This is a genomic window from Klebsiella sp. CN_Kp106 (assembly GCF_040064575.1).
Lineage (GTDB): Bacteria > Pseudomonadota > Gammaproteobacteria > Enterobacterales > Enterobacteriaceae > Klebsiella > Klebsiella michiganensis.
Map to the genome: position 1 here is coordinate 264,644 of NZ_JBEAIG010000014.1, position 26,650 is coordinate 291,293.

Annotated in this window: 24 protein-coding genes and 1 rRNA gene; 15 read left to right on the forward strand and 10 right to left on the reverse strand. The window is 56.8% G+C overall.

The features are described from left to right. The first annotated feature begins 49 nt into the window (after window positions 1-49). The 3 genes from rtcR to ABLU96_RS08800 all read left to right on the forward strand — a co-directional run bounded on the left by rtcR (window position 50) and on the right by ABLU96_RS08800 (window position 3,141). Window positions 50-1,630: an RNA repair transcriptional activator RtcR gene (rtcR, locus tag ABLU96_RS08790; protein WP_064358251.1), complete on the forward strand. Its 1,581-nt coding sequence runs from the start codon at window positions 50-52 to the stop codon at window positions 1,628-1,630. Between the two features lie 111 nt (window positions 1,631-1,741). After that, a complete protein-coding gene (panS, locus tag ABLU96_RS08795) occupies window positions 1,742-2,683 on the forward strand; it encodes a ketopantoate/pantoate/pantothenate transporter PanS (protein WP_032747482.1) in 942 nt (313 codons plus the stop codon). A gap of 185 nt (window positions 2,684-2,868) precedes the next feature. Beyond that, on the forward strand, window positions 2,869-3,141 hold the full coding sequence (locus ABLU96_RS08800; RefSeq protein WP_348862452.1) for a DUF3811 domain-containing protein: 273 nt from the start codon (window positions 2,869-2,871) through the stop codon (window positions 3,139-3,141). On the opposite strand, the gene rluF is transcribed toward ABLU96_RS08800, so the two are convergent. Next, on the reverse strand, window positions 3,138-4,010 hold the full coding sequence (rluF, locus tag ABLU96_RS08805; RefSeq protein WP_014227524.1) for a 23S rRNA pseudouridine(2604) synthase RluF: 873 nt from the start codon (window positions 4,008-4,010) through the stop codon (window positions 3,138-3,140). The two genes, ABLU96_RS08800 and rluF, sit on opposite strands and share 4 nt — an antisense overlap. 348 nt (window positions 4,011-4,358) lie before the next feature. Between rluF and ABLU96_RS08810 the strand changes: the two genes are divergently transcribed. The 8 genes from ABLU96_RS08810 to ABLU96_RS08845 all read left to right on the forward strand — a co-directional run bounded on the left by ABLU96_RS08810 (window position 4,359) and on the right by ABLU96_RS08845 (window position 11,043). Beyond that, on the forward strand, window positions 4,359-5,306 hold the full coding sequence (locus tag ABLU96_RS08810) for a sugar-binding transcriptional regulator (protein WP_025107710.1): 948 nt from the start codon (window positions 4,359-4,361) through the stop codon (window positions 5,304-5,306). Window positions 5,307-5,376: 70 nt separating this feature from the next. After that, a complete protein-coding gene (locus tag ABLU96_RS08815; protein ID WP_025107711.1) occupies window positions 5,377-6,180 on the forward strand; it encodes an SDR family oxidoreductase in 804 nt (267 codons plus the stop codon). Window positions 6,181-6,189: 9 nt separating this feature from the next. Continuing rightward, complete coding sequence (locus tag ABLU96_RS08820; protein ID WP_014227521.1) at window positions 6,190-6,597, forward strand: mannose/fructose/sorbose PTS transporter subunit IIA; 408 nt, start codon at window positions 6,190-6,192, stop codon at window positions 6,595-6,597. Continuing rightward, complete coding sequence (locus tag ABLU96_RS08825; protein WP_032747479.1) at window positions 6,597-7,091, forward strand: mannose/fructose/sorbose PTS transporter subunit IIB; 495 nt, start codon at window positions 6,597-6,599, stop codon at window positions 7,089-7,091. Before ABLU96_RS08820 ends, ABLU96_RS08825 begins: the two co-directional genes overlap by 1 nt. Before the next feature lie 186 nt (window positions 7,092-7,277). Next, the gene (locus tag ABLU96_RS08830) at window positions 7,278-8,075 is read left to right on the forward strand and encodes a PTS mannose/fructose/sorbose transporter subunit IIC (protein WP_025107713.1); all 798 of its coding nucleotides are present in this window, start codon (window positions 7,278-7,280) and stop codon (window positions 8,073-8,075) included. A gap of 11 nt (window positions 8,076-8,086) precedes the next feature. Next, entirely contained in the window at window positions 8,087-8,911 is an 825-nt protein-coding gene (locus tag ABLU96_RS08835) for a PTS system mannose/fructose/sorbose family transporter subunit IID (RefSeq protein ID WP_004097717.1), read from the forward strand. 97 nt (window positions 8,912-9,008) lie between these two features. Next, window positions 9,009-10,241, forward strand: a complete 1,233-nt coding sequence (gene sorE, locus ABLU96_RS08840; RefSeq protein WP_064378286.1) for an L-sorbose 1-phosphate reductase — start codon at window positions 9,009-9,011, stop codon at window positions 10,239-10,241. Then, window positions 10,234-11,043, forward strand: coding sequence for a shikimate 5-dehydrogenase (locus tag ABLU96_RS08845; protein WP_064405866.1), 810 nt, complete (start codon window positions 10,234-10,236; stop codon window positions 11,041-11,043). The genes sorE and ABLU96_RS08845 overlap by 8 nt, the downstream gene beginning before the upstream one ends. 31 nt (window positions 11,044-11,074) lie before the next feature. On the opposite strand, the gene ABLU96_RS08850 is transcribed toward ABLU96_RS08845, so the two are convergent. Both ABLU96_RS08850 and ABLU96_RS08855 read right to left on the reverse strand, forming a co-directional pair. Next, entirely contained in the window at window positions 11,075-11,392 is a 318-nt protein-coding gene (locus ABLU96_RS08850) for a CcdB family protein (protein ID WP_014837118.1), read from the reverse strand. Beyond that, window positions 11,392-11,685, reverse strand: coding sequence for a type II toxin-antitoxin system CcdA family antitoxin (locus ABLU96_RS08855; RefSeq protein WP_064358246.1), 294 nt, complete (start codon window positions 11,683-11,685; stop codon window positions 11,392-11,394). Before ABLU96_RS08855 ends, ABLU96_RS08850 begins: the two co-directional genes overlap by 1 nt. Before the next feature lie 236 nt (window positions 11,686-11,921). On the opposite strand from ABLU96_RS08855, the gene pepE reads away from it, so the two are divergent. Continuing rightward, complete coding sequence (gene pepE, locus ABLU96_RS08860) at window positions 11,922-12,611, forward strand: dipeptidase PepE (protein WP_014227515.1); 690 nt, start codon at window positions 11,922-11,924, stop codon at window positions 12,609-12,611. Window positions 12,612-12,739: 128 nt separating this feature from the next. Here pepE and ABLU96_RS08865 read toward each other — a convergent pair whose 3' ends face one another. Both ABLU96_RS08865 and metH read right to left on the reverse strand, forming a co-directional pair. Beyond that, window positions 12,740-14,371 (reverse strand): Na/Pi cotransporter family protein, encoded by a 1,632-nt coding sequence (locus tag ABLU96_RS08865; RefSeq protein ID WP_009651734.1) that lies wholly within the window; start codon window positions 14,369-14,371, stop codon window positions 12,740-12,742. Between the two features lie 187 nt (window positions 14,372-14,558). After that, window positions 14,559-18,242, reverse strand: coding sequence for a methionine synthase (metH, locus tag ABLU96_RS08870; protein ID WP_025107717.1), 3,684 nt, complete (start codon window positions 18,240-18,242; stop codon window positions 14,559-14,561). Window positions 18,243-18,438: 196 nt separating this feature from the next. Between metH and iclR the strand changes: the two genes are divergently transcribed. Both iclR and ABLU96_RS08880 read left to right on the forward strand, forming a co-directional pair. After that, window positions 18,439-19,266 (forward strand): glyoxylate bypass operon transcriptional repressor IclR, encoded by an 828-nt coding sequence (iclR, locus tag ABLU96_RS08875; protein ID WP_004097706.1) that lies wholly within the window; start codon window positions 18,439-18,441, stop codon window positions 19,264-19,266. A 9-nt stretch (window positions 19,267-19,275) separates the two neighbouring features. Then, the gene (locus tag ABLU96_RS08880) at window positions 19,276-19,680 is read left to right on the forward strand and encodes an ASCH domain-containing protein (RefSeq protein WP_086074014.1); all 405 of its coding nucleotides are present in this window, start codon (window positions 19,276-19,278) and stop codon (window positions 19,678-19,680) included. Window positions 19,681-19,693: 13 nt separating this feature from the next. Here the strand turns inward: ABLU96_RS08880 and aceK are convergent, their stop codons facing one another. From aceK to metA, 4 genes are all read right to left on the reverse strand, one after another. After that, window positions 19,694-21,436: a bifunctional isocitrate dehydrogenase kinase/phosphatase gene (gene aceK, locus ABLU96_RS08885; protein WP_025107719.1), complete on the reverse strand. Its 1,743-nt coding sequence runs from the start codon at window positions 21,434-21,436 to the stop codon at window positions 19,694-19,696. Between the two features lie 53 nt (window positions 21,437-21,489). Beyond that, a complete protein-coding gene (gene aceA, locus ABLU96_RS08890; protein WP_004097699.1) occupies window positions 21,490-22,794 on the reverse strand; it encodes an isocitrate lyase in 1,305 nt (434 codons plus the stop codon). A gap of 31 nt (window positions 22,795-22,825) precedes the next feature. Next, complete coding sequence (gene aceB, locus ABLU96_RS08895) at window positions 22,826-24,427, reverse strand: malate synthase A (RefSeq protein ID WP_004097698.1); 1,602 nt, start codon at window positions 24,425-24,427, stop codon at window positions 22,826-22,828. Between the two features lie 259 nt (window positions 24,428-24,686). Then, window positions 24,687-25,616, reverse strand: coding sequence for a homoserine O-succinyltransferase (gene metA / locus ABLU96_RS08900; protein WP_004109666.1), 930 nt, complete (start codon window positions 25,614-25,616; stop codon window positions 24,687-24,689). Window positions 25,617-25,772: 156 nt separating this feature from the next. On the opposite strand from metA, the gene ABLU96_RS08905 reads away from it, so the two are divergent. Beyond that, complete coding sequence (locus ABLU96_RS08905) at window positions 25,773-26,210, forward strand: acetyltransferase (protein WP_009651731.1); 438 nt, start codon at window positions 25,773-25,775, stop codon at window positions 26,208-26,210. Window positions 26,211-26,308: 98 nt separating this feature from the next. Here the strand turns inward: ABLU96_RS08905 and rrf are convergent. Next, window positions 26,309-26,424, reverse strand: a 5S ribosomal RNA gene (rrf, locus tag ABLU96_RS08910). Between the last annotated feature and the right edge of the window lie 226 nt (window positions 26,425-26,650).

The following is a 26,650-nucleotide window of genomic DNA, read 5'->3' on the forward strand; positions in this document are numbered from 1 at the left end:
AGCAGGTTTTTTTATCTTTAAATATCGAAACTTATCTTTTGGGATAAACATGAAAAAGCGGCGAGTGGTCATTGGCGTCCTCGGAACGGTGCTGGACAAACGCGGCAAGCGGGCGAATCGCTTTAAAAAATGGCGGCCTACCGTTGGGCTATGCCAGCAGGCCGATTTTCCTGTCGACAGGCTGGAGCTTCTCCACCAGCCGCGTGATGAAAATATGGCGCAAAAGCTGATTGACGATGTCGCCCAGCTTTCGCCGCATACCGAAGTGCGCCCGCATACGATTGAGATAAACGATCCGTGGGATTTTGAAGAGGTCTACGCGGCGTTTCTCGACTTCGCCAACCGCTATCGCTTTGATACCGAAAACGAAGAGTATCTGGTGCATATCACCACCGGGACCCACGTGGCGCAGATCTGCTGGTTCCTGCTGACCGAAGCGCGCTATCTCCCCGCCAGCCTCCTGCAGACCAGCCCTGCGCCGAAAGGCGCAGCGGATGACGCCGTCGCCGCCGGTATTTACTCGGTGATCGATCTGGACTTAAGCCGCTACGCCGCGCTCACCAGCCGCTTTCAGCGCGAGCAGCAGCAGTCCGTCTCCTTCCTGAAGGCGGGTATCGAGACGCGTAATGCGACGTTCAACGCGCTTATCGATCGTATTGAGCGCGTGGCGATCCGATCGACCGATCCGATCCTGCTGACCGGCCCAACGGGCGCCGGGAAGTCCGTCCTCGCCAAACGTATTTTTCAGCTTCGTCAGTCGCGCCATCGGGTGGCGGGAAAATTCATGGCGGTAAACTGCGCCACGCTGCGCGGTGATAACGCCATGTCCACGCTGTTTGGACATGTCAAAGGCGCGTTTACCGGCGCGGTTACGCCTCGCGCCGGGCTATTACGCGAAGCCGACGGCGGCGTGCTGTTTCTCGATGAAATCGCCGAGCTGGGGCTGGATGAGCAGGCTATGCTGCTGAAGGCCATCGAAGAAAAAACCTTTTTCCCGTTTGGCTCGGATAAAGAGGTGCACAGCGACTTCCAGCTAATCGCCGGCACGCATCGCGATATGCAGCAGTGGGTGGCGGAGGGGCGCTTTCGCGAAGATCTTTATGCGCGCATCAATATGTGGCGCTTTGCCCTCCCCGGCCTGGCGCAGCGGCGGGAAGATATTGCGCCGAACGTGGAGTATGAATTACGGCGACTGGCCAACGAGCGGCAGACGCAGATCCGCTTCGATAAAGACGCCCGCGAACGCTATCTGGCCTTTGCCTGCTCGCCGCAGGCGCAATGGCGCGGCAATTTCCGCGAGCTAGGCTCCTCCGTGGCGCGTATGGCGACCCTGGCCGAGCAGGGGCGCATTACGCTGGCCGTTGCGGAAGAGGAGATAATGCTGCTGAAAGAGAGCTGGCAGCTCACGACATCTTCTCCTGATATTGCAATGGAAATCGATCTGTTCGATCGCCGCCAGCTGGAAACGGTGCTGGAGGTCTGCCAGCGCAGCGCTTCGCTCTCCGAAGCCGGACGCGAGCTGTTCGCCGTCTCCCGGCAGAAAAAGGCCAATCCTAACGATGCTGACCGCCTGCGCAAATATTTAGCGCGCTTCGGACTCAGCTGGGAGCTTATCCGCAGCGGAACATGAACATAATTTGTTTGAATAATATTTCTTAGCACGATAAACAATAGCGATGGCCGGGCTCGATCCCGGCCGGACAATAACAAGCAAACACAACTTACGTGCAAGGAAAACAACATGCTCGCCACGCTTACGCGGCTGTTCCCATTATGGGCGCTGCTGCTCTCGGTTATCGCCTATTACACGCCATCCACTTTTACCCCCGTTGGCCCGTGGGTCCCGACGCTGCTGATGCTGATTATGTTCGGCATGGGCGTGCATCTGAAAGTCGACGATTTTAAGCGCGTGCTTTCCCGCCCCGCGCCGGTCGCCGCAGGCATTTTTCTCCACTACCTGGTGATGCCGCTCGCCGCCTGGCTGCTGGCGCTGATTTTTCACATGCCGCCCGAGCTCTCCGCCGGGATGGTGCTGGTCGGCAGCGTCGCCAGCGGTACGGCATCCAACGTGATGATCTTTCTGGCAAAAGGCGACGTCGCGCTCTCAGTCACCATCTCATCGGTTTCCACACTGGTTGGCGTGGTCGCCACCCCGTTGCTGACGCGTCTGTACGTGGATGCGCATATTCAGGTGGACGTGATGGGGATGCTGCTCAGCATTCTGCAAATCGTGGTGATCCCGATTGCGCTGGGGCTTGTCGTGCACCATCTGCTGCCGAAAGTGGTGAAGGCGGTGGAGCCGTTCCTGCCGGCCTTTTCGATGGTCTGCATTCTGGCGATTATCTGCGCCGTGGTGGCAGGCTCCGCGTCGCATATCGCTTCCGTTGGTTTTGTGGTGATTATCGCCGTTATCCTGCATAACACTATCGGTCTGCTCGGCGGCTACTGGGGCGGGCGACTGTTTGGCTTTGACGAGTCCACCTGCCGCACGCTGGCGATCGAGGTGGGAATGCAGAACTCCGGCCTTGCCGCCGCGCTGGGGAAAATCTACTTTGGCCCGCTGGCCGCGCTGCCCGGCGCGCTGTTCTCGGTCTGGCACAACCTGTCCGGCTCGCTGCTGGCCGGTTACTGGTCAGGGAAGCCGATTGCGGATGAATCGCGTAAAACGGAAAAAGAGAGCTAACAATCCGTAATTTTCCCGGCTTGCGCTGCGCTTAGCCGGGCTACGGTCCGTGCAGCTTGCGGGTTTTGTAGCCGGACTGGTGCGCAGCGCCGCCTCCGGGATTTTCTGCGAGGCACAACAATTTACCGTGAGACGTCAGCCCCAATACCGTACACTGAAACCACAGGCTAATTGAGGGCACCACTATGGCACTCCCCCGCATCAAGCAAAAAGAGATGACCGAGCGCGAACAGCGCGAACTGAAAACCCTGCTCGACCGCGCGCGCATCGCCCATGGCCGTCCGCTGACCAACGCGGAAACCAACAGCGTGAAAAAAGAGTACATCGATAAACTGATGGCCCTGCGCGAGGCCGAGGCTAAGAAAGCCCGCCAGCTGAAGAAAAAGCAGGCTTATAAACCGGACGCAGAGGCCTCGTTTTCCTGGTCGGCAAATACCCCGACGCGCGGCAGACGTTAACGCCCTTTCTTCTTGCGCCCCGGCGCGGTAAAGCGTTTGCCGTTCGACGCCGGGCGGGAGGACTTGTCGCTGGTTTTTTCAATCGCCACGACGGGACGCTTGATGCCGGCCGTTTTCGGCTTCGCTTTTGCCTTCGGTTTCGCTTCTGAAGACGAGTTTTCAATCAGTTTGAAAAGATCGATCAGCTCATCGTCGGTCAGATCGCGCCACTCTCCCAGCGGGATCCCCGTCAGGCTGACGTTCATGATCCGCGTCCGCTCAAGCTTCGTCACTTCATAGCCAAAGTGTTCGCACATCCGGCGGATCTGGCGATTCAGCCCCTGCACCAGGGTAATGCGGAACACAAACGGCGCTTCTTTTTTCACTTTGCACTTCTTCGTCACCGTGCCGAGAATCGGTACGCCCGCCCCCATGCCGCGGATAAACTCATCGGTCACCGGCTTATCAACGGTGACCAGATACTCTTTTTCGTGATCGTTACCGGCGCGCAGGATTTTATTCACCAGATCGCCATGGTTGGTCAGAAAGATCAGCCCCTGGGAGTCTTTATCCAGGCGACCGATGGGGAAAACGCGTTTGCTGTGGTTTACGAAATCAACGATGTTGTCGCGTTCGCCGTCTTCGGTAGTGCTGACGATGCCAACCGGTTTATTCAGCGCAATCAGGACCAGATCGTCCGCTTCGCGCGGCTCAATCAACCGGCCATTGACCTTTACCACGTCGCCCGCTTTAACCTGGTCGCCGATGGTAGCGCGCTTGCCGTTGATAAAAACGTTGCCTTGTTCGATAAAGCGATCGGCTTCACGACGCGAGCAAATTCCGCTTTCGCTGATGTATTTATTGAGTCGGGTTGATGAGTCGGGCAGCATAAAATCTCCTGTAAAAGCGAAATATACCCTACCTTGCGGGCGATAAAAAAGAATCGCGCTCTCGTCGCCTGCCGCTAAATGTGATCTGCCACGCCTTTCAACACAAAAGTGTGCCCATGAAAGCCCGGCAACTTTGCCCGGCGAAACAAAGCAGAATCAGGCTCTTATCACGTCCGGCACAAAGGTGCCATAAACCACCGGTAAGCAACGCAAATGTGCAACAGAAACGGTCGGAACATCATCATGAAATAGAGGAAAATTTCTTTGAAGCGGGTCGCTGATGGGGTTATATCAGATCATGACAGCAACTCTCCCATTTGCACAAATGTGCAGGAGCCGACAGTGACGATGGAAAACAGCGACGATATTCGTCTGATCGTGAAAATCGCCCAGCTCTACTATGAGCAGGATATGACCCAGGCGCAGATTGCCCGCGAGCTGGGGATATACCGCACCACTATCAGCCGTCTGCTGAAGCGCGGCCGTGAGCAGGGCATCGTCACTATCGCCATCAACTACGACTACAACGAAAATCTGTGGCTTGAGCAGCAGCTAAAACAAAAATTCGGTCTCAAAGAGGCGGTGGTGGCGGCCTGCGACTCACTGCTGGAGGAGGATCAGCTCAATCTTATCGGCCTGCATGGCGCGCAATTGGTCGACAGGCTGCTGGAGCCGGGCGATATCGTCGGCTTCTCCTGGGGTCGGGCGGTGCGCGCGCTGGTGGAGAATCTGCCGCAGGCCAGCCAGTCCCGTCAGGTTATCTGCGTGCCGATTATCGGCGGCCCCTCCGGAAAACTGGAAAGTCGCTACCACGTGAATACGCTGACCTACGGCGCAGCGGCGAAGCTGAAAGCGGAATCTCATCTCGCTGATTTCCCGGCACTGCTGGATAACACATTAATTCGCAACGGTATTATGCAGTCCCGGCATTTTAAAACGATTGCCTCCTACTGGGATAACCTGGACGTCGCGCTGGTGGGCATTGGTTCTCCGGCGATCCGCGACGGCGCCAACTGGCATGCATTTTACGGCAGTGAAGAGAGCGACGATCTCAACGCTCGCCAGGTCGCCGGCGATATCTGTTCGCGTTTTTACAACATTGATGGCGCGCTGGTCGAAACCGCCATGAGCGAAAAAACGCTCTCTATCGAGATGGTGAAACTCAAGCAGGCGCGCTACTCGGTGGGTATCGCCATGGGCGAGGAGAAATACGCCGGGATTCTTGGCGCCTTAAACGGTCATTACATTAATTGTCTGGTGACGAATCGAGAAACCGCTGAGTCATTACTGAAGTAAATGTCAAGAATATGATTTCACGCAGCGCTGCTGCGGGGGATCCCTTTATCTAAAGAAACAGGAGTCGATAATGAATACATGGTTAAATTTAAAAGACAAAATAATTATCGTGACCGGCGGCGCATCAGGAATCGGCCTGGCGATTGTCGATGAGTTATTAGCCCAGGGCGCAAACGTGCAGATGAGCGATATTCACGGCGGCGACAAACATCAGGATCGCGATAATTATAATTTCTGGCCAACCGATATTTCCAGCGCCAGCGAAGTGAATAAAACCGTCGACAGTATTATTCAGCGCTTTGGCCGCATTGATGGTTTAGTCAATAACGCCGGCGTCAACTTCCCGCGTTTATTAGTCGATGAGAAAGCGCCGTCCGGTCGCTATGAATTAAATGAAGCGGCTTTCGAAAAAATGGTCAATATCAACCAGAAAGGCGTGTTCCTGATGTCGCAGGCGGTGGCGCGCCAGATGGTTAAACAGCGCAGCGGCGTGATTGTTAACGTCTCGTCAGAAAGCGGTCTCGAAGGCTCTGAAGGCCAGAGCTGCTACGCCGCGACCAAAGCCGCGCTGAACAGCTTTACCCGCTCCTGGTCGAAAGAGCTGGGCAAGCACGGTATTCGCGTCGTAGGCGTTGCGCCGGGCATTCTGGAAAAAACCGGGCTGCGTACGCCGGAATATGAAGAAGCGCTGGCCTGGACCCGCAATATCACCGTCGAACAGCTGCGCGAAGGCTATAGCAAAAATGCGATTCCTGTTGGTCGCTCCGGCCGTCTCAGCGAAGTTGCTGATTTTGTTTGCTATCTGCTCTCAGAGCGCGCCAGCTACATTACCGGAGTAACCACTAACATTGCGGGCGGCAAAACGCGCGGCTAAGGGGGAAACATGGTTAACGTCATCTTCTGCGCTCACGGTCAGCTGGCCTGCGCCATGCTCGACTCGGTGCGCATGGTTTACGGCGATGTCCACGTCAGCGCCGTGGCGTTTGTACCGGGGGAAAACGCGGGCGATATCGCCGATAAGCTTGAAAAGTTGGTAAGTACTCACAAAGAGGAGGAGTGGCTCATCGCCGTCGATCTACAGTGCGGCAGCCCGTGGAACGCCGCCGCCGGCCTGGCGATGCGCAACCCACAGCTTCGGGTCATCAGCGGCCTGTCGCTACCGCTGGCTCTGGAGCTGGTCGATAACCAGCAAACGATGAATGCAGAAGCACTGTGCCAACATCTTGAGACCATCGCCAGCCAGTGCTGCGTCACCTGGCGGCAACCGGAAACCGTTGAGGAGGATTTCTGATGAACATTACGCTCGCACGCATCGATGACCGCCTGATTCACGGCCAGGTCACCACCGTTTGGTCAAAAGTGGCCAACGCCCAGCGCATCATTATCTGTAATGACGACGTGTATAACGACGACGTTCGCCGCACGCTGCTTCGCCAGGCCGCGCCGCCGGGCATGAAGGTCAATGTGGTGAATATCGAGAAAGCCGTCGCCGTTTATCACAACCCGCAATATCAGGACGAAACGGTTTTTTATTTATTCACTAATCCGCAGGACGTATTAACCATGGTGCAGCAGGGCGTCAAAATAGCCACGCTGAATATTGGCGGCATGGCCTGGCGACCGGGTAAAAAACAGTTAACCAAAGCGGTGTCATTAGACGCAGCGGATATTAATGCCTTTCAGCAGTTAGATAAGCTGGGCGTTAAGCTTGATTTACGCGTCGTGGCTTCGGATCCGTCGGTTAATATTCTCGATAAAATAGCAGAGCAGTCCGTTACAGAATAATAAAACGCGCCTTTTATTACACACTGTCATTCTGGATGCATCGCGGCGGCAAATGAGCGAGTCACCAGCAGCATAGCTAACTATGTGACTGGGGCGAGAGAATGCAGTCAACAAAGAGGCAGCCTGAAGAACATCGTGTAAATGCCGTAAAAGGCAGGGATTTCTATACCCTCAAGGTGACAAATTATGGAAATAAGTACCCTACAAATAATCGCCATATTTATTTTTTCCTGTATTGCCGGGATGGGCAGCGTGCTGGATGAATTCCAGACGCACCGGCCATTAATCGCCTGTACCGTGATTGGCTTAATTCTCGGCGATCTAAAAACCGGGATTATGCTCGGCGGAACGCTGGAGCTGATCGCGCTCGGCTGGATGAACGTCGGCGCGGCGCAGTCTCCGGATTCGGCGTTAGCCAGCATTATCTCCGCCATCCTTGTGATCGTGGGCCAGCAAAGCATCGCTACCGGAATAGCGATTGCGCTGCCGGTCGCTGCCGCAGGTCAGGTGCTCACCGTGTTCGCCCGCACCATTACCGTGGTGTTCCAGCACGCGGCGGATAAGGCCGCGGAAGAGGCGCGCTTCAGAACAATCGATCTGCTGCACGTGTCTGCGCTGGGCGTTCAGGCGCTGCGCGTCGCCATTCCCGCACTCATCGTTTCTCTGTTTGTCAGCGCGGATATGGTCAGCAATATGCTCAACGCCATTCCGGAATTCGTCACCCGCGGTCTGCAAATCGCCGGCGGTTTTATCGTGGTGGTCGGCTACGCCATGGTGCTGCGCATGATGGGCGTGAAGTATCTGATGCCCTTCTTCTTCCTCGGCTTCCTCGCGGGCGGCTACCTCGACTTTAGCCTGCTGGCCTTCGGCGGCGTCGGGGTCATCATCGCGCTGATTTATATCCAGCTTAATCCGCAGTGGCGTAAACCCGAACCGCAGGCCGCCGCCACCTCTTCCACTGCCCTTGACCAGCTTGACGACTGATGGAGCCCAACATGGAACAGAGAAAAATTACCCAAGGCGACCTGGTGAGCATGTTTCTGCGCTCCAACCTGCAGCAGGCGTCATTCAACTTCGAACGTATTCACGGGCTTGGCTTCTGCTACGACATGATCCCGGCCATCAAGCGCCTCTACCCGCTGAAAGAGGATCAGGTCGCCGCGCTGAAGCGCCATCTGGTGTTCTTCAACACCACTCCGGCAGTCTGCGGGCCGGTGATTGGCGTCACCGCCGCGATGGAGGAAGCCCGGGCCAACGGCGCCGCTATCGACGATGGCGCCATCAACGGGATCAAAGTTGGCCTGATGGGGCCGCTGGCAGGCGTGGGCGACCCGCTGGTATGGGGCACGCTGCGGCCGATTACCGCCGCCCTCGGCGCCTCGCTGGCGCTCTCCGGCAATATTCTTGGACCGCTGCTGTTCTTCTTTATTTTCAACGCGGTACGTCTGGCGATGAAGTGGTACGGGCTGCAGCTCGGCTTCCGTAAAGGGGTCAATATCGTCAGCGATATGGGCGGCAACCTGCTGCAAAAACTAACCGAAGGCGCCTCCATTCTTGGCCTGTTTGTGATGGGCGTGCTGGTGACCAAGTGGACCACCATCAACGTCCCGCTGGTGGTCTCGCAAACCCCGGGCGCCGACGGCTCGACCGTCACCATGACCGTACAGGACATCCTCGATCAGCTCTGCCCCGGCCTGCTGGCTCTGGGCCTGACGCTGCTGATGGTGCGCCTGCTCAATAAGAAAGTGAACCCGGTATGGCTGATTTTCGCCCTCTTCGGTTTGGGGATTATCGGTAACGCGCTGGGCTTCCTGTCCTGATTTTTCCGCCCCGGCGATGCCGGGGCTACTTCAACAAGTTAGACCCAAAAGATTTCGCAGCCGTCATGCGAAAGATGAAGGGGATGAGGTGGTAAACATGCAAACAACAACAGCCCTGCGCCTGTACGGCAAACGCGACCTGCGCCTGGAAACCTTCGAACTCCCGGCGATGCAGGATGATGAAATCCTCGCCCGGGTGGTCACCGACAGCCTGTGCCTCTCCTCGTGGAAAGAGGCGAATCAGGGCGAGGACCACAAAAAGGTGCCTGACGATGTGGCGACCAACCCAATCATTATCGGCCATGAGTTCTGCGGGGAGATTATCGCCGTCGGCAAAAAGTGGCAGCACAAGTTTCACGCCGGCCAGCGCTATGTGATTCAGGCCAACCTGCAGCTGTCGGATCGCCCGGACTGCCCCGGTTATTCTTTTCCATGGATCGGCGGCGAAGCCACCCACGTGGTGATCCCCAACGAGGTGATGGAACAGGATTGTTTGCTTTCCTGGGAAGGCGATACCTGGTTTGAAGGCTCGCTGGTGGAGCCGCTTTCCTGCGTGATTGGCGCCTTCAACGCCAACTATCATCTGCAGGAAGGCAGCTATAACCATGTGATGGGCATTCGTCCGCAGGGCCGCGCCCTGATCCTCGGCGGCACCGGCCCGATGGGCCTGCTGGCCATCGACTACGCGCTGCATGGCCCGATCAACCCGGCGCTGCTGGTGGTCACCGATACCAATAAGCCAAAGCTCAGCTATGCGCGCCAGCACTATCCCTCCGAGCCGCAAACGCTGATCCACTATCTGGATGGGCGCGACGCCAGCCGCGAAACGCTGATGGCGCTCTCCGGCGGCCACGGCTTTGACGATATCTTCGTCTTCGTCCCTAACGAACAGCTCATCACCCTGGCATCCTCGCTGCTGGCCCCGGACGGCTGCCTGAACTTTTTTGCCGGCCCGCAGGATAAGCAGTTCAGCGCACCGATCAATTTTTACGATGTGCATTACGCCTTCACCCACTACGTGGGCACCTCCGGCGGCAATACCGACGATATGCGCGCCGCCGTAGCGCTGATGCAGGAGAAAAAGGTGCAGACCGCGAAGGTGGTGACTCATATTCTGGGGCTGAACGCGGCGGGCGCGACCACCCTGGATTTACCGGCGGTAGGCGGCGGTAAGAAGCTGGTTTATACCGGAAAAAACATTCCGCTTACGCCGCTGGGAAACATTAGCGACCCGCAGCTGGCGGCGATTATGGAACGTCACCACGGTATCTGGTCAAAAGAGGCGGAAGAGTATCTTCTGGCCCACGCGGAGGATATTACTCATGATTGATCGCGATACGCTGCTGTGCATGTCGCTGGCCGGTCGCCCGGGTAACTTCGGCACCCGCTTTCATAACTACCTGTATGAAAAGCTGGGGCTGAACTATATCTATAAAGCGTTTACGACCCAGGATATAGCCGCGGCGGTAAACGGCGTGCGCGCATTAGGCATTCGCGGCTGCGCGGTCTCTATGCCGTTTAAAGAGAGCTGCATAGCGTATCTTGACGCGCTTGACCCTTCGGCGAAGGCGATTGATTCGGTCAACACCATCGTCAACGACGACGGCAGGCTGACCGGGCTGAATACCGACTATATCGCGGTGAAAAGCCTGATTGACAGCTATCAGCTCGATTCCTCAGCCAAAGTGATGATCCAGGGCAGCGGCGGAATGGGCAAAGCGGTCATCGCCGCCTTCCGCGATGCCGGTTTCCGCGATGTGATTATCGCCGCCCGCCATCGCGAGCGCGGCCTGGCGCTGGCAAAGCAGTACGGTTTTCAGTGGCAGCCCAGGCCGGAGGGAATCGCGGCGGATATTCTGGTTAACGTCACGCCGCTCGGCATGGCGGGCGGCGCGGAAAGCGAAACTCTGGCCTTTAGCCCGACGATGGTGGAACGGGCCGACGTGATATTTGACGTGGTCGCTCTGCCGCCGGAAACCCCGCTCATCAAGCTGGCGCAGAGGCTGGACAAGCGCGTTATCAGCGGTGCGGAGGTGATTGCCCTGCAGGCGGTGGAGCAGTTTGCGCTCTACACCGGCGTGCGTCCGGACGCGGTACTGGTCGCTGAAGCCGCGGCCTTTGCCAGAGGATAAAGGCAAAACGGAGAGCGCCAGGGAGGGCGCTCTAATAACCGTTGATCAGAAAGTCGATTGCATCGCGCAGCGCAGCCCTGTCCGCCGTCAAATCAGCAACGCGCTTGCCCAGTTCTTTCTGCGGCAAACCCGCCATCATATGCGTCATCACAATATAAGTTTGACCGGCAATCGTAATCACGGGACAAATTTTGGTCGGAGGCTGGGTATCAGGTAGTTGGTTTTGTTCTATCACAGGGGCAACCAGGATATGCTTCAGGACATTCGCGACCGGATGCTGCAGGTTGATTAAATAAGGGAAAACCTTTTTACCGCTTCCCGTATTCTCATAAGCGCAATATTGTTCCATCAGAACGGCCTTTGAAAATCACTAAACGAACCGTTTTCTTCTACCCATTGGTTAATCGTATCGATCGATTTCTTATTGTCTCGTAACCACTCTTCACGTTTGTGCTCACGAAATTTCTCAAGTAAAGCTTCCGTTAATACCGCCGAAATGTTGATTTTAAGTTTACGCGCCTCTTCCAGGATTTCAGGCGAAAGCGAGACATTGACTGATTTTTTAACGTTCGACGTAGTGCGCATGATAGCCCCCATGATAATGCGCATGACATGCCTCAGATTAGCGTAATAAACGAGCATTTTCTATTCCTTTGCCTGTGAATCATCAACGTAAAACTAAGCGGTTCCCGCTAACCTGTCACGCCCGGTAGAGTCAGTCTGCGAGGCGCTTTCCAGATTAATTCAGAGAGTTGCTGCGCCAATAATCACCGTTCCGCTTTGCTCAGCGCGTCCCAGCGTGAGCCACGTCAGCAAGCGGTAAGATATCCTGTGATAACATCTCTGCCCGAATAATCATCTGGTCAAATGGAGAAATAATGGAACTGCTGCTATTAAGTAACTCAACGCTGCCGGGCAAAGCCTGGCTGGAACATGCGCTGCCGACCATTGCCGGGCAGCTAAATGGCCGCCGTTCTGCGGTATTCATCCCTTTTGCCGGGGTGACGCAAACCTGGGATGATTACACCGCGAAAACCGCCGCCGTCTTCAGCCCAATGGGCGTTACGGTTACCGGTATTCACAGCGTCGCGGACCCGGTGTCGGCGATTGAGAATGCGGAGATAGTTATCGTCGGCGGCGGCAATACCTTTCAGCTGCTGAAAGAGTGCCGCGAACGCGGCCTGCTGGCGCCGATGGTGGATGTGGTGAAGCGCGGGGCACTGTATATCGGCTGGAGCGCGGGCGCTAACCTGGCCTGCCCGACGATTCGCACCACTAACGATATGCCGATTGTCGACCCTAACGGTTTTGCTGCGCTGGGGCTGTTCCCGCTGCAAATTAACCCGCATTTCACCAACGCGCTGCCGGAAGGCCATAAAGGCGAGACCCGCGAACAGCGGATCCGCGAGCTGCTGGTGGTTGCGCCAGAGCTGACGATTATCGGCCTGCCGGAAGGCAACTGGATACAGGTGACGCAGGGCCACGCTACCCTTGGCGGCCCGAATCCAACGCTGGTATTCAGAGCCGGAGAAGACGCGGTGACCCTCAACGCCGGTCATCGTTTCTAAACCCCGTGCGCACGTTTCCCGGAGGCGGCGCTGCGCGCCTGTCCGGGCTACCATCCCGCAGACGGTGGAGAACTCGTAGCCCGGCTAAGCGCAGCGCGAGCCGGGGATGTCAGGCGGCACATCAGCGCTTAATAATCATCGCGCTCATCGTCCTCATCCGGCTGCTCCATCACGCTATAGGCCACCGAGCAGAACAGTGAATTCAGACGCTTCATATCGCCCAGCAGCGCCAGGTGCAGCGTACTGGTCTCAATACTCTGCACGTTTTGCTGATGCAGGCGGTCAACGTGGGCATGCGAGTAACGACGGTTCATGATACGAAAACGATGCTTGCTGCGGCGCAGGCGGCGGGCGCTCGGCACGTCGCCGGAGAAGAAGACCGACATCGCCAGCTGCAGATTGCTGAGCAACTGCTCGTAGAGGGCATCCAGCTCTTTTAATCCCTCCATGGAGAACGCGCGCCGCGCGGCCAGCGATTTATCGGCGATCTCGCTGCCCATTCTTTCGACGATATCCGAAGCCTGCTCGAGGTTAAGCGCCATTTCGATAATTTCCGCCCAGCGGCGGGACTCCTCATCCGCCAGCTCCTCTTTCGGCATCCGCGCCAGATAGAGCTTAATGGCGGTGTAAAGTACGTTGATATCGTCCGCCATCCGCCGCAGCTCTTTCTCCTCACGCGGCTCGCCGTGCATCACTTTATGCAGGCTTTCCAGCATCTGCTCCATGGCATCGCCAATACGCAGGGTTTCGCGGGCGGCATTGGCCAGCGCCAGGGCGGGCGTATCCAGCGCCGAAGTATCAAGATGCTTCGGCTTCAGCCGCGCGTCCAGCTCGGGCTCATCGCGAATCAGACGCTTACAGAGGTTAGCCATGGGGCCGGCAAACGGCACCATGGCGATACAGCGGATCAGGTTGTAGAAGACGTGGAAATAGATAACCAGTTCGGATTTTTGCAGCGGAAGCTCATCCATGACGTTTGCCAACAGATGCACAAACGGCAGGATAATCAGGCTACCCACCAGCTTAAACAGCAGGCTGCCGAGCGCCACGCGGCGCGCGGCAGCATTGGCGCCGCTGTTGTTTAGCATGGCCAGCAGCCCGGATCCGAGGTTGGCGCCGATCACCAGGCACAGCGCCACCGGAAACGAAATCACGCCGGTGGCGGTTAACGTTGCGGTCAGCAGCACCGCTGCCAGGCTTGAATAGCTGATGATGGCAAACACCGCGCCGATCAGCGCATCCAGCATAATATCGCCGGTCAACGAGGCGAAAATCACCTGTACGCCGTTAGCCTGGGTGATGGGATGCACCGCCTGCACGATCAGCTCCAGCGCTAGCAGAATCAAGCCCAGACCAATCCCCACGCGCCCAAGCTGGCCCGCGCGCGTTTGCTTGCGCCCAAGGAAGAAAATCACGCCGATAAAAATCAGCAGCGGCGAAAGCCAGGACAGATCGAAGGTCAGCACCCTCGCCATCAGCGCGGTACCGACGTCAGCGCCCAGCACCATCACCAGCGCAGGGGCCAGCGCCACCAGATCCTGGGCGACAAAAGAGGTGACCAGCATGGTGGTGGCGTTGCTGCTCTGCACCAGCGCGGTAACGCCGATCCCCGCGCAGAAGGCGAGCGGTTTTTTCTCCACGCTGCTGCTGAGCACGCTTCTCAGACGAGCGCCGTAGACGCGCATCACGCCGGTACGGACAATATGGGTGCCCCACACCAGTAGGGCGACGGCGGACAACAGGTGTAGCAGAGTTAACACGGAATCAGCTTCTCCTTATATTTATTCGTTCCCGAAACTCATAAACCGTTACAGGCCGGATAGCGCTTCGCTTATCCGACGGCAACGATCGCAAGCTTCCTTCAGTATAAGGGTTTACGCACAATAAAGAGACAGGGCGCTCATTGAGCGCCCTGTTAGTTGTAAGGAAAGATAACGGTTTGGTGGATCAGTCGGCATCGTAACCGAGGTTCGGCGCCAGCCAGCGCTCCACTTCCGCCACGCTCATCCCCTTACGCAACGCATAGTCTTCCACCTGGTCGCGCTGAATTTGCGCTACCGCGAAGTATTTGCTGTCCGGATGGCTGAAGTACCAGCCGGAAACCGACGCGCCGGGCCACATGGCAAAAGATTCCGTCAGCTTCATGCCGGTGCGTTTTTCCACCTCCAGCAGTTCCCAGATCGTCGCCTTTTCGGTGTGCTCCGGGCAGGCCGGATAGCCCGGCGCCGGGCGAATTCCCTGGTAGTTCTCGCGGATCAGCTCCTCGTTGCTGAGGTTTTCGTTCGCCGCATAGCCCCAGTAAACCTTACGCACCCGCTCATGCAGATACTCGGCAAAGGCTTCCGCCAGGCGGTCGGCAATCGCCTTCACCATAATCTTGTTGTAGTCATCGTGCTGCGCTTCGTAGGCGTCGGCCAGCGCGTCTTCCTCAAGGCCGCCGGTCACCGCAAAGGCGCCGATATAGTCCGCCTTCCCCGACAGCTTCGGCGCGACAAAATCCGCCAGGCAGTAGTTGGCAAAGCCGACTTTCTCCGTCTGCTGGCGCAGATGATGCCCCACCGTCAGCACGTGAGTCCGGGTTTCATCGCGATAGATTTCAACATCGTCGCCGACGCGGTTAGCCGGGAACAGCCCCACCACGCCGCGCGGATTCAGAGCCTTCCCGGCGCTGAGCTTATCCAGCAGTTCGTTGGCGTCTTTAAACAGGCGCTGCGCCTCTTCGCCGACCACTTCATCTTCCAGAATGCGCGGATACTTACCGGCCAGCGACCAGGTCATAAAGAACGGCGTCCAGTCGATATAGTTACGCAGGGTTTCGATACTGGCCTCAACCTCATGCACGCCCAGACGATGGGCCACCGGCGGAGTGTAGCTTGCCCAGTCAAAGGCCAGGTCGTTATCGCGCGCGGCCTCCAGCGTGACCGGCGGGGTGCGCGGCTTTTTACGCCCGTGCTGAATACGTACCGTTTCGTACTCTTTGCGGGTACGGGCGACAAAATCATCGCGCTGGCTATCGGACAGCAGCGCGGCGACCACGCCAACGGTGCGCGAGGCGTTCTGCACGTAGACCGTCGGCCCGCTGTAGTTCTGCTCGATTTTCACCGCCGTGTGCGCTTTCGAGGTGGTTGCGCCGCCGATCAGCAGCGGAATAGTAAAGCCCTGACGCTCCATCTCCTTCGCCACGTTGACCATCTCATCCAGCGACGGCGTAATCAGCCCGGAGAGGCCAATCAGGTCGGCGTTAACCTCGCGGGCGGTTTTCAGGATTTTATCCGCAGGCACCATCACGCCAAGGTCGACGATTTCGTAGTTGTTACACTGCAGCACCACGCCGACAATATTCTTGCCGATGTCGTGAACGTCACCCTTCACGGTGGCGATGACCATCTTGCCGTTGCTGGAACCTTTCTCTTTGCTGGCCTCAATATAGGGTTCGAGGTAGGCCACCGCCTGCTTCATGACGCGGGCGGATTTCACCACCTGCGGCAGGAACATTTTCCCTTCACCGAACAGATCGCCGACCACGTTCATGCCATCCATCAGCGGCCCTTCGATAACCTCAATCGGACGCGCGGCCTGCTGGCGGGCTTCTTCGGTATCGAGCTCGATAAATTCGGTAATGCCTTTAACCAGCGAGTATTCGAGGCGCTTTTTGACGTCCCAGCTGCGCCATTCCGCCTGCTGAGCGTTGGCGGTATCGTCGGTTTTGCTGCCGCGATACTTTTCCGCCAGATCGAGCAGACGTTCAGTGCCGTCATCGCGGCGGTTCAGAATCACATCTTCAACCGCATCGCGCAGCTCGGCGGGAAGGTCGTCGTAAATCGCCAGCTGGCCGGCGTTAACGATGCCCATGTCCATGCCGTTGCGGATGGCGTAGTAGAGGAATACCGCGTGAATCGCCTCGCGCACCGGGTCGTTGCCGCGGAAGGAGAACGACACGTTAGAGACGCCGCCGGAGATCAGCGCGTGCGGCAGTTCGCGTTTGATATCTTCGCAGGCGCCGATAAAGTCCTGGGCATAGTTGTTGTGCTCTTCAATCCCGGTCGCCACGGCGAAAATATTCGGGTCAAAGATGATGTCTTCCGGCGGGAAGCCCACCTCTTCGGTGAGAATTTTGTACGCCCGGCGGCAAATTTCAATTTTCCGCTCGCGGGTATCGGCCTGGCCCACTTCATCAAAGGCCATAACCACGACGGCGGCGCCGTAGCGGCGCACCTTTTTCGCATGCTGGATAAACGGCTCAACGCCCTCTTTCATCGAGATGGAGTTAACGATGCCTTTACCCTGAATACACTTCAGGCCCTTTTCGATGACCTCCCATTTGGAGGAGTCGATCATAATCGGCACGCGGGCGATATCCGGCTCACCGGCGATCAGGTTGAGGAAACGCGTCATCGCCGCTTCGGCGTCGAGCATCCCCTCATCCATATTGATATCGATAATCTGCGCGCCGCTTTCCACCTGCTGGCGCGCCACATCCAGCGCTTCGTTATATTTTTCTTCTTTAATCAGGCGTTTGAATTTTGCCGAGCCGGTAACGTTGGTGCGTTCGCCGACGTTCACAAACAGGCTGTCATCGCCGATATTCAGCGGCTCAAGGCCGGAAAGACGACAGGCGACGGGGATTTCCGGCAGCTGGCGCGGCGGCAGGCCGGCCACCGCGCGGCTCATGGCGGCGATATGTTCCGGCGTGGTACCGCAGCAGCCGCCGACAATATTCAGGAATCCGGCTTCAGCCCATTCGCGAATTTGCGCCGCCATCGTGTCGGCGTCCAGGTCGTATTCGCCAAAGGCGTTCGGCAGACCGGCGTTCGGGTGGGCGGTAACGTAGCATTCGGCGATACGCGACAGCTCCTGCACGTACTGGCGCAGCTCATCCGGCCCCAGGGCGCAGTTGAGGCCAAACGTCAGCGCATCGGCGTGGCGCAGCGAGTTATAAAAGGCTTCGGTGGTCTGGCCGGACAGCGTGCGCCCGGAGGCGTCGGTGATAGTGCCGGAGATCATAATCGGCAGATCGACTCCCAGCGCTTCAAACTCCTCTTTAACCGCAAAGATCGCCGCTTTGGCGTTGAGGGTATCGAACACCGTCTCAATCAAAATCAGATCCGCCCCGCCTTCCACCAGCGCTTTGGTGGATTCACGGTAGGCTTCCACCAGCCCGTCAAAGGTGATGTTGCGGAAGGCCGGGTCGTTGACGTCGGGAGAAATGGACGCCGTGCGGTTAGTCGGGCCGAGGACCCCTGCGACGTAGCGCGGTTTTTCCGGCGTGCGTGCGGTCCAGGCATCGGCGCTGGCGCGGGCCAGTTTCGCCGCCACAAAGTTGATTTCCGCCGACAGGGATTCCATCTGGTAATCCGCCATCGCGATGGTCGTCGAGTTAAAGGTGTTGGTTTCAATGATATCCGCCCCGGCCGCAAAATAGGCATCGTGGATAGCGGTTATCACATCCGGCTTGCTGAGAACCAGCAGGTCGTTGTTGCCCTTCAGGTCGCACGGCCAGTCGGCAAAGCGCTCGCCGCGAAAGTCCTGCTCACTCAGACGGTAGCTCTGGATCATGGTGCCCATGCCCCCATCCAGAACCAAAATACGTGCTTTTAACTGCTGATGCAGTTGCTCAACTTTGCTGCTCACACTCGCTCCCGACAACGCTCAACCAGACCGAAAAAACTCAACAGACCATACTGGCACAAACCGAAGGGGTGGAAAAGAGAACAGCGGGCAAGATGAGACATGTTCAGCTTCACTCATCCGATCAGTCGGGTAGTGATTGCATTATCGCCAAATAAAACGAAAATCATTTCCACGATACAGAAAAAAGGAGTCCGCGATGGCGACCCCCGCTCCCGCAAAACGCGGCAGAAAACCTGCCTCCCCCGCCGCCGCTCCGGCCGGCGGGCAAGTTCAGTCCCTGACCCGCGGACTGAAGCTGCTCGAATGGATTGCTGAATCCCACGGCAGCGTGGCGCTGACCGAACTGGCCCAGCAGGCCGGCCTGCCTAACTCCACGACTCACCGCCTGCTGACGACCATGCAGCAGCTGGGTTTTGTTCGTCAGGTCGGTGAGCTGGGCCACTGGTCGGTGGGCGCCCATGCTTTCGTCGTCGGCAGCAGCTTCCTGCAAAGCCGTAATCTGTTGGCGATCGTCCATCCGATTTTGCGTCAGCTGATGGAAGATTCCGGTGAAACGGTTAACCTCGCGGTGCTTGACCAGAGCGATCATCAGGCGATTATTATCGATCAGGTGCAGTGTACGCAGCTGATGCGTATGTCGGCACCGATTGGCGGTAAGCTGCCGATGCACGCTTCCGGCGCCGGAAAGGCGTTTCTGTCGCAGCTAAGCGAAGAGCAGGTTACCGGCCTGCTGCACCGTCAAGGTCTGCACGCTTATACCCATGCCACCCTGGTATCGCCGGTACATCTGAAAGAGGACCTGGCCCAGACGCGTAAGCGCGGCTACTCGTTTGATGACGAAGAACACGCGCTGGGCCTGCGCTGCGTAGCGTCGTGCATTTATGATGAACATCGTGAGCCGTTCGCCGCCATCTCCATTTCCGGGCCCATTTCCCGTATTACCGATGACCGCGTGACCGAGTTCGGCGCGATGGTGATTAAGGCGGCGAAAGAAGTGACGCTGGCCTACGGCGGAGTGCGCTAAATGAGCGATCTGAAATCCTACTGGCAGGATAAATACCCTTCTGCTTTCTGCTGGTCTTTCGGCGATTCACCGGCGCTGGCCGACGAGCTGGCTGCCCTGGTTATCGCCGGGAAGAAACGCGGCACCTGCGGTTCGCTTGCCAGCTATCAGCAGGAGCAGCCGCCCGTGACGCCGGGTGCGTATCACATTGTGCTGGACGGCAAAGGGAAAGCCGTCTGCGTGATACGCACCCTGACCCTCAGGCTCATTCGCTTTAACGAAATGAGCCCTGAGCTCGCCGCGCTGGAGGGCGAAGGTGATTTAAGCCTCGCTTACTGGCAATCGGCGCATCAGGCATTCTTTGAACGCGAAGGCACCTGGGCGCCGGATATGGAGCTGGTGTACGAAGAATTTGCCGTTATCGAAGCAGCCTGAAGCAGGCCATCGGCTATCCCGCCTGCTTCAGGTCGCCGTAGCGCACGCTAAAACGCTGACGGCGGCGATAGGCGTAGACGTCTTCCACGTGGCCGTTGCGGATACGCGTTTGCAGCTCCCGCCAGTAGTCGGCGCGCAGCAGGTCGGCGTGCATCTCTTCAAATAGCGGTCCGATGCGCGGGTCAGCGCACAGCCAGTGGCGAAACTCTTCCGGAAAAACATCGCCAGGCGAGACGCTATACCAGGGCTCGCTGGCAAGCTCATCCTCCGGGTAGCGCGCCGGCGGGATCTCGCGGAAATTCACCTCCGTCATATAGCAAATTTCATCGTAATCGTAGAACACCACCCGGCCGTGACGCGTGACGCCAAAGTTTTTAAATAGCATATCGCCGGGGAAAATGTTGGCGGCGGCCAGCTGACGAATGGCGTTGCCGTACTCCTCTACCGCATCGCGCAGCGCCGGACCGTCCACCTGCTCCAGCCAGATATTCAGCGGCACCATCCGCCGCTCGATATAAAGATGGCTGATCGCAATCCGATCGCCGAGATCGCTAATTTTCGCTCCGGCTTCGGTTTGTAACAGGGCCATAAGTTCGGGCGCAATTTGCCGTTTCTCCAGGACGAAGTTCTCAAACTCCTGGGTATCGGCCATCCTTCCCACGCGGTCGTGCTCTTTGACCAGCTGATAGCAGGCGCGCACGTGGGCGGCGGTCATCTCTTTCTGCGGCGCAAAGCGGTCCTTAATGACTTTAAATACCCGGTCAAATCCCGGCAAAGTAAACACCAGCATCACCATGCCGCGAATCCCCGGCGCTTCAATAAATTGCTCATCGCTGCGGGAAATATAGTGCAGGTATTCCCGATAGCTCTCGGTTTTCGCATGCTTCTGGCAGCCAATCGCCATGTACAGTTCAGCGGTGGTTTTCCCCGGGAGAATCTCGCGCAGCCACTCGACCAGCGCGCCGGGTAGCGGCGCGTAAACCATAAAATAGGAGCGGGCGAAGCCAAAAACGATGCTGGCTTCGGCATGCGTCGTCAGACAGGCGTCGACAAACAATTCGCCTTCATCGGTGCGATGGATTGGCAGAAGAAAAGGCAGCGTCGCCATCGGCGTAACCAGTTTGCCTACCAGCCAGGCCGCCTTATTGCGGTAAAACAGTTCATTCGCCACCTGCAGGTGCGACCGGGAAAGCAGCTCGCTGCCGAGCGCCTCCTGCAGGCAAGCGGTGATATAACCGATATCGCGCGCGCTGTTTTGCCACGGCAGACGGAGAGGAAGATCGGATAACACTTTGCGTAATAGCGTGTCCCAGCCGCGCTCGGGGAAGAAATCTTTGGCCAGCGGGCGCGGGATGGCGCGTAAGCGCCGCTCTGGCTGAGAGCTGAAAATAAAAAGCCGCTCGGGAGTCAGCGAGCGGTGGTCAAACAACCGGCAATAAACGGAATTGAAAAAGCTCTCCGCAATTTCGAAACGAGGGTAATCCGGCAGCAGGTGGGTATAGTGTTCTTTTACCTGCAGCAAAAAATCGGTATCGGTATTTTTACCATCGGTAATGCAGCGCAGCTGCTCGACGACCAGGCCGACATGGTGATCGTAGAGATGAATACGCTGCTTCATCGCCTGCTGGACGGCATGCCAGTCAGCCTGTTCAAAGCGCTGCTGGGCGCCGGAAGTCACTTCAAGAAAACGACCGTACTGGGCGTCAAAACCCTGCAAAATAGTTTGAGCAATCAATAATTCCAGGCCACGCGTCATCTCTTCCCCCTCACCCATCCCTCTCCCCCGGAGAGAGGGAGAGGGGGAAATTATCAGAACTGATCTTCTTCTGTAGAGCCGGTTAACGCCGTGACTGATGAGGCTCCGCCCTGGATAATGGTGGTGACCTTATCGAAGTAGCCGGTGCCGACCTCCTGCTGATGAGAGACAAAGGTGTAGCCATCTTTAGCCGCCGCGAACTCCGGCTGCTGGACCTTCTCAACGTAGTGCTTCATCCCCTCGCCCTGGGCGTAGGCGTGGGCCAGGTCGAACATGTTGAACCACATGCTGTGAATACCGGCCAGGGTGATGAACTGATACTTGTAGCCCATATCCGACAGCTGCTGCTGGAAGCTGGCAATGGTTTTATCATCCAGCTTTTTCTGCCAGTTAAACGACGGCGAGCAGTTGTAGGCCAGCAGTTTGCCCGGATATTTCGCGTGGATCGCGTCGGCAAAGCGCTTCGCCAGCTCAAGGTCCGGGGTAGAGGTTTCACACCACACCAGGTCGGCATAGGGCGCGTAGGCCAGCCCGCGGCTGATGGCCTGTTCGATACCGGCATGGGTACGGAAGAAACCTTCGCTGGTACGGTCGCCGGTAATGAACTGGCGATCGTAAGGATCGCAGTCTGAGGTAATTAAATCCGCCGCATCGGCGTCAGTGCGAGCGATCACCAGCGTCGGCACGCCCATGACGTCCGCCGCCAGACGCGCGGCGACCAGTTTCTGAATCGCCTCTTGCGTGGGGACCAGCACTTTGCCGCCCATATGGCCGCATTTTTTCACCGATGCCAGCTGGTCTTCGAAGTGTACGGCCGCTGCACCGGCCTCAATCATCGATTTCATCAGCTCAAACGCATTAAGCACGCCGCCAAACCCCGCTTCCGCGTCGGCGACGATCGGCAGGAAATAATCGGTATAACGCGGATCGTTCGGCTCAATGCCCGCAGACCACTGGATCTGATCCGCGCGGCGGAAGCTGTTGTTGATCCGATCGACCACGGCCGGTACCGAGTTCGCCGGATAGAGCGATTGATCCGGATACATGCTGGAGGCCAGGTTGGCGTCCGCTGCGACCTGCCAGCCGGAAAGATAAATCGCTTCAATGCCCGCTTTCGCCTGCTGCAGCGCCTGACCGCCGGTCAGCGCGCCCAGGCTGTTGACGTAGCCTTTTTTCGCTTCCCCGTGCAGCAGTCGCCACATCTTTGCCGCGCCCAGCTGCGCCAGAGTACATTCCGGGTTGACCGAGCCGCGCAGCTTCACCACATCTTCGGCGCTGTATGGGCGAGTAATGCCTTCCCAGCGCGGATTCGTCCACTCTTTGTTTAATTCTTCGATTTGTTGGGTACGGGTTTTCATGTGCAGATGCTCCATATTGTTGTGTGGTGAATTAGGCCAGAAGGCGGTAGCCCGGCAGGGTTAAGAAATCGATCAGCTCGTCGGAGGTGGTGATCTGTTCCATCAGGCGAGCGGCTTCATCAAAACGCCCGCTGCTGTAGCGGTGCTCGCCCAGTTCGTCCTGAATCACCCGCATCTCTTCAGCCAGCCACTGGCGGAACAGCGCTTTGGTAACCGGTGTGCCGTTACTGAGGGTTTTCTCATGGTGGATCCATTGCCAGATAGAGGTACGGGAAATTTCCGCCGTCGCCGCATCTTCCATCAGGCCATAAATCGGTACGCAGCCGTTGCCGGAAATCCACGCCTCGATGTACTGCACCGCCACGCGAATGTTGGCGCGCATGCCCTCTTCGGTTCGTTCGCCCTCGCAGGGGGCCAGCAGCTGTTCAGCGGTAATCGGCGCATCGTCTTCGCGGGTAACGGACAGCTGATTTTTGTTCTCGCCCAGTACGCCGTTAAAGACGGCCATCGCGGTGTCAGCCAGCCCGGGATGCGCGATCCAGGTACCGTCATGGCCGTTATTCGCCTCCAGCGATTTGTCCGCTTTTACCTTGTTCAGCACCTGGTTGTTTCGCTCGGCATCTTTGCTCGGAATAAAGGCCGCCATGCCGCCCATCGCAAACGCGCCGCGCCTGTGGCAGGTCTTAATCAACAATCGCGAGTAGGCGCTGAGGAAAGGCTTGTCCATCGTCACCACCTGGCGGTCCGGCAGAACGCGATCCGGATGATTCTTCAGCGTTTTGATATAGCTGAAGATGTAGTCCCAGCGCCCGCAGTTCAGACCCACAATATGGTCGCGCAGGGCGTGCAGAATTTCGTCCATCTGGAATACGGCGGGCAGCGTTTCGATCAGCAGCGTGGCTTTGATGGTGCCGCGCGGCAGCTCAAAACGGTCTTCCGTAAAGCTAAATACTTCACTCCACCACGCGGCTTCCTGCCAGGCCTGAGTCTTCGGCAGATAGAAATAGGGGCCGCTGCCTTTTTCCAGTAACGCTTTGTAGTTGTGGAAGAAATAGAGGGCGAAGTCGAACAGACTGCCGGGAATCGCTTCCCTGCGCCACGTCACGTGTTTTTCCGGCAGATGCAGACCGCGCACGCGGCAGATCAGCAGCGCCGGGTTCGGCTTGAGCTGATAAATCTTGCCGGCTTCATTGGTGTAGCTGATGGTGCCGTTAACCGCATCGCGCAGGTTAATTTGCCCATCAATGACTTTGCTCCATTCGGGCGCCAGTGAGTCTTCGAAATCCGCCATAAAGACTTTTACATTCGCATTGAGCGCATTGATGACCATCTTGCGCTCTACCGGACCGGTAATTTCTACCCGCCGATCCTGCAAATCGTCCGGAATGCCGCGGATCGTCCAATCACCGTTACGAATGGAAGCTGTTTCCGAAATAAAATCGGGAAGCTTGCCGTTATCAATTGCCTGCTGCTGCTGGATACGCGCGGCCAGGAGTTTATTGCGCTCAGGCGTAAAGCGGCGCACCAGCTCGGTCAGAAATTCTACGGCCTCAGGCGTTAAGATTTGCTTCTCCTGGTCGCCATATGGCTGGCTAAAAGCCAGTTCGTCAGTGATTGTCGCCTGCTGCGTCATGTGCTGCTCCTCTTGGTTGATCCAGTTGGCGCGAACGTAAGATCGTTGTGTAGTTTTCGTTCAGCACAATTAAGACTACGCATTTATTTTTCAAAATCAAAAACAATTTCCATTTTTAATTTAATTATCATTTAACCTATTGATAACAATATAAATAAAGTTTAATTACAATATGAGCTGCGTTTCGGAAATAAAAAAGGCACCCGAAGGTGCCAGAGGCAAAATGCTGAAACGCTTTAGGATCGCGTTGTGTAGAAGATTAATCCAGAGTCGGATTCATATGGCGTAGATCGTATGGCGTGATCTGGTAGACGTAATAATTCAGCCAGTTGATAAACAGCAAATTGCCATGGCTTCGCCAGGTGGCGCGCGGTTTGTTCTGCGGATCGTTCTGCGGGAAATAATTATGTGGAACCTGGGGATCGAGACCCGCCTCCACATCGCGGAAGAATTCGCTGGCCAGGGTGTTCGCGTCATATTCCGGGTGACCGGTCACGAAGGCGATGCGCTTATCTTTGCTGGCGAACAGGTAGGCGTCCCCTTCTTCCGTCTCCGCCAGGATCTCGAGGTCGGTGTAGTCGCGTATCAGCGCCGCCGGGAAATCGGCATAGCGCGAGTGCGGGGCCAGAAAGCTATCGTCAAAGCCGCGGGTTAACAAGGCATGAGGTTGCAGGATATGGTGTTCGTAGACCCCGGAAATCTTCTCAGAGCGGGTCTGTTTAGGGATACCGTAGAGGATATTGAGGGCTGCCTGTACAGCCCAACAGACAAACAGCGTTGAGGTAACATGATCTTTAGCCCATTCCAGCACCTGTTTTATCTGCGGCCAGTAGGCAACGTCATTAAATTCAACCAAACCTAAAGGTGCACCGGTAACAATCAGGCCATCAAAGTTCTGATCGCAAATATCTTCAAAGTTGCAGTAGAAGTTGTTCAGGTGTTCCGCCGGAGTATTACGTGATTCGCGGGCATCGATGCGCAACAGCTGGATATCAAGCTGCAGAGGAGAGTTGGAAAGCAGTCGCAAAAACTGATTCTCAGTCTCGATTTTCTTCGGCATCAGATTAAGGATGAGCACCTTCAGCGGGCGGATTTCCTGAGTCGTCGCGCGAGTTGTCGTCATCACAAAGACGTTTTCATTACGCAAGAAATTGACGGCCGGTAGCTCGTCCTGCACCCGAATTGGCATAACTTTATTACCTCATAGCATACGTATAAACGTTTAGACATCCAGACAGCTGAAGATACCCAGGAATAAGGTGAATGTCGAGCCTGCAGGTGCAGGGTGAGAAAATTTCACGGAGACATTTGAGTTAGAATATAAGAACAAAGAAAAGGAGCAAATATGGTTATTAGTATCCGCCGTTCACGGCATGATGAAGGGAAAAAACTGATTGCGATCTGGCGTCGGTCGGTCGATGCAACGCACGATTTTTTATCAAAAGAGTATAGAGCGGAACTGGAAGATCTGGTGAGCGCGTTTTTACCCGAAGCGCCGCTGTGGGTCGCGGTGACGGAGAAAGACGAGCCGGTCGCCTTTATGCTGCTTACGGGGGAACATATGGATGCGCTATTCGTTGACCCTACGGTCCGCGGCTGCGGCGTGGGTAAGCTGTTGATTGAACACGCGCTGACGTTAGCGCCCAAACTGACGACCAACGTTAATGAGCAGAATGAACAAGCGGTCGGATTTTATAAGAAGATGGGCTTTAAGGTGACAGGCCGTTCTGAGACGGACGATCTTGGAAAACCCTATCCGTTATTGAATTTGGTACATGAGTAATGAAGTAAGACCGGATAAGGGTAACCGATGTCCGGTCGGTTCAGACGACAAAAACGCAAAAAGCCCATCCGTCAGGATGGGCTCTTCACTTGTTTGATGCCTGGCAGTTCCCTACTCTCACATGGGGAGACCCCACACTACCATCGGCGCTACGGCGTTTCACTTCTGAGTTCGGCATGGGGTCAGGTGGGACCACCGCGCTAGTGCCGCCAGGCAAATTCTGTTGTCAGAAACGAATCTTTTACACCGATGCTGCGTTGGCTGCATTCGCAAATTCAGTCACATACTACAGTATGCTCCTTCCTTTACTTCATTTGCCGCCTTGCCTCAGCGTAAAATCTTTCGTTCCCGAAAATCTGTAATCTAAGCTAAAAATCTCTCAAATCGCCAAAACATCTTCGGCGTTGTAAGGTTAAGCCTCACGGTTCATTAGTACCGGT

Coding starts and splice junctions, on each gene's coding strand:
- iclR (WP_004097706.1), top strand. CDS start 18,439: ATGGCGACCCCCGCTCCCGCAAAACGCGGCAGAAAACCTGCCTCCCCC.
- ABLU96_RS08905 (WP_009651731.1), top strand. CDS start 25,773: ATGGTTATTAGTATCCGCCGTTCACGGCATGATGAAGGGAAAAAACTG.
- rluF (WP_014227524.1), bottom strand. CDS start 4,010: ATGCTGCCCGACTCATCAACCCGACTCAATAAATACATCAGCGAAAGC.
- ABLU96_RS08850 (WP_014837118.1), bottom strand. CDS start 11,392: ATGGAACAATATTGCGCTTATGAGAATACGGGAAGCGGTAAAAAGGTT.
- aceB (WP_004097698.1), bottom strand. CDS start 24,427: ATGACGCAGCAGGCGACAATCACTGACGAACTGGCTTTTAGCCAGCCA.
- rtcR (WP_064358251.1), top strand. CDS start 50: ATGAAAAAGCGGCGAGTGGTCATTGGCGTCCTCGGAACGGTGCTGGAC.
- sorE (WP_064378286.1), top strand. CDS start 9,009: ATGCAAACAACAACAGCCCTGCGCCTGTACGGCAAACGCGACCTGCGC.
- panS (WP_032747482.1), top strand. CDS start 1,742: ATGCTCGCCACGCTTACGCGGCTGTTCCCATTATGGGCGCTGCTGCTC.
- ABLU96_RS08835 (WP_004097717.1), top strand. CDS start 8,087: ATGGAACAGAGAAAAATTACCCAAGGCGACCTGGTGAGCATGTTTCTG.
- ABLU96_RS08815 (WP_025107711.1), top strand. CDS start 5,377: ATGAATACATGGTTAAATTTAAAAGACAAAATAATTATCGTGACCGGC.
- ABLU96_RS08855 (WP_064358246.1), bottom strand. CDS start 11,685: ATGCTCGTTTATTACGCTAATCTGAGGCATGTCATGCGCATTATCATG.
- ABLU96_RS08830 (WP_025107713.1), top strand. CDS start 7,278: ATGGAAATAAGTACCCTACAAATAATCGCCATATTTATTTTTTCCTGT.
- ABLU96_RS08810 (WP_025107710.1), top strand. CDS start 4,359: ATGGAAAACAGCGACGATATTCGTCTGATCGTGAAAATCGCCCAGCTC.
- aceA (WP_004097699.1), bottom strand. CDS start 22,794: ATGAAAACCCGTACCCAACAAATCGAAGAATTAAACAAAGAGTGGACG.
- ABLU96_RS08800 (WP_348862452.1), top strand. CDS start 2,869: ATGGCACTCCCCCGCATCAAGCAAAAAGAGATGACCGAGCGCGAACAG.
- ABLU96_RS08820 (WP_014227521.1), top strand. CDS start 6,190: ATGGTTAACGTCATCTTCTGCGCTCACGGTCAGCTGGCCTGCGCCATG.
- pepE (WP_014227515.1), top strand. CDS start 11,922: ATGGAACTGCTGCTATTAAGTAACTCAACGCTGCCGGGCAAAGCCTGG.
- ABLU96_RS08825 (WP_032747479.1), top strand. CDS start 6,597: ATGAACATTACGCTCGCACGCATCGATGACCGCCTGATTCACGGCCAG.
- ABLU96_RS08845 (WP_064405866.1), top strand. CDS start 10,234: ATGATTGATCGCGATACGCTGCTGTGCATGTCGCTGGCCGGTCGCCCG.
- metA (WP_004109666.1), bottom strand. CDS start 25,616: ATGCCAATTCGGGTGCAGGACGAGCTACCGGCCGTCAATTTCTTGCGT.
- aceK (WP_025107719.1), bottom strand. CDS start 21,436: ATGACGCGTGGCCTGGAATTATTGATTGCTCAAACTATTTTGCAGGGT.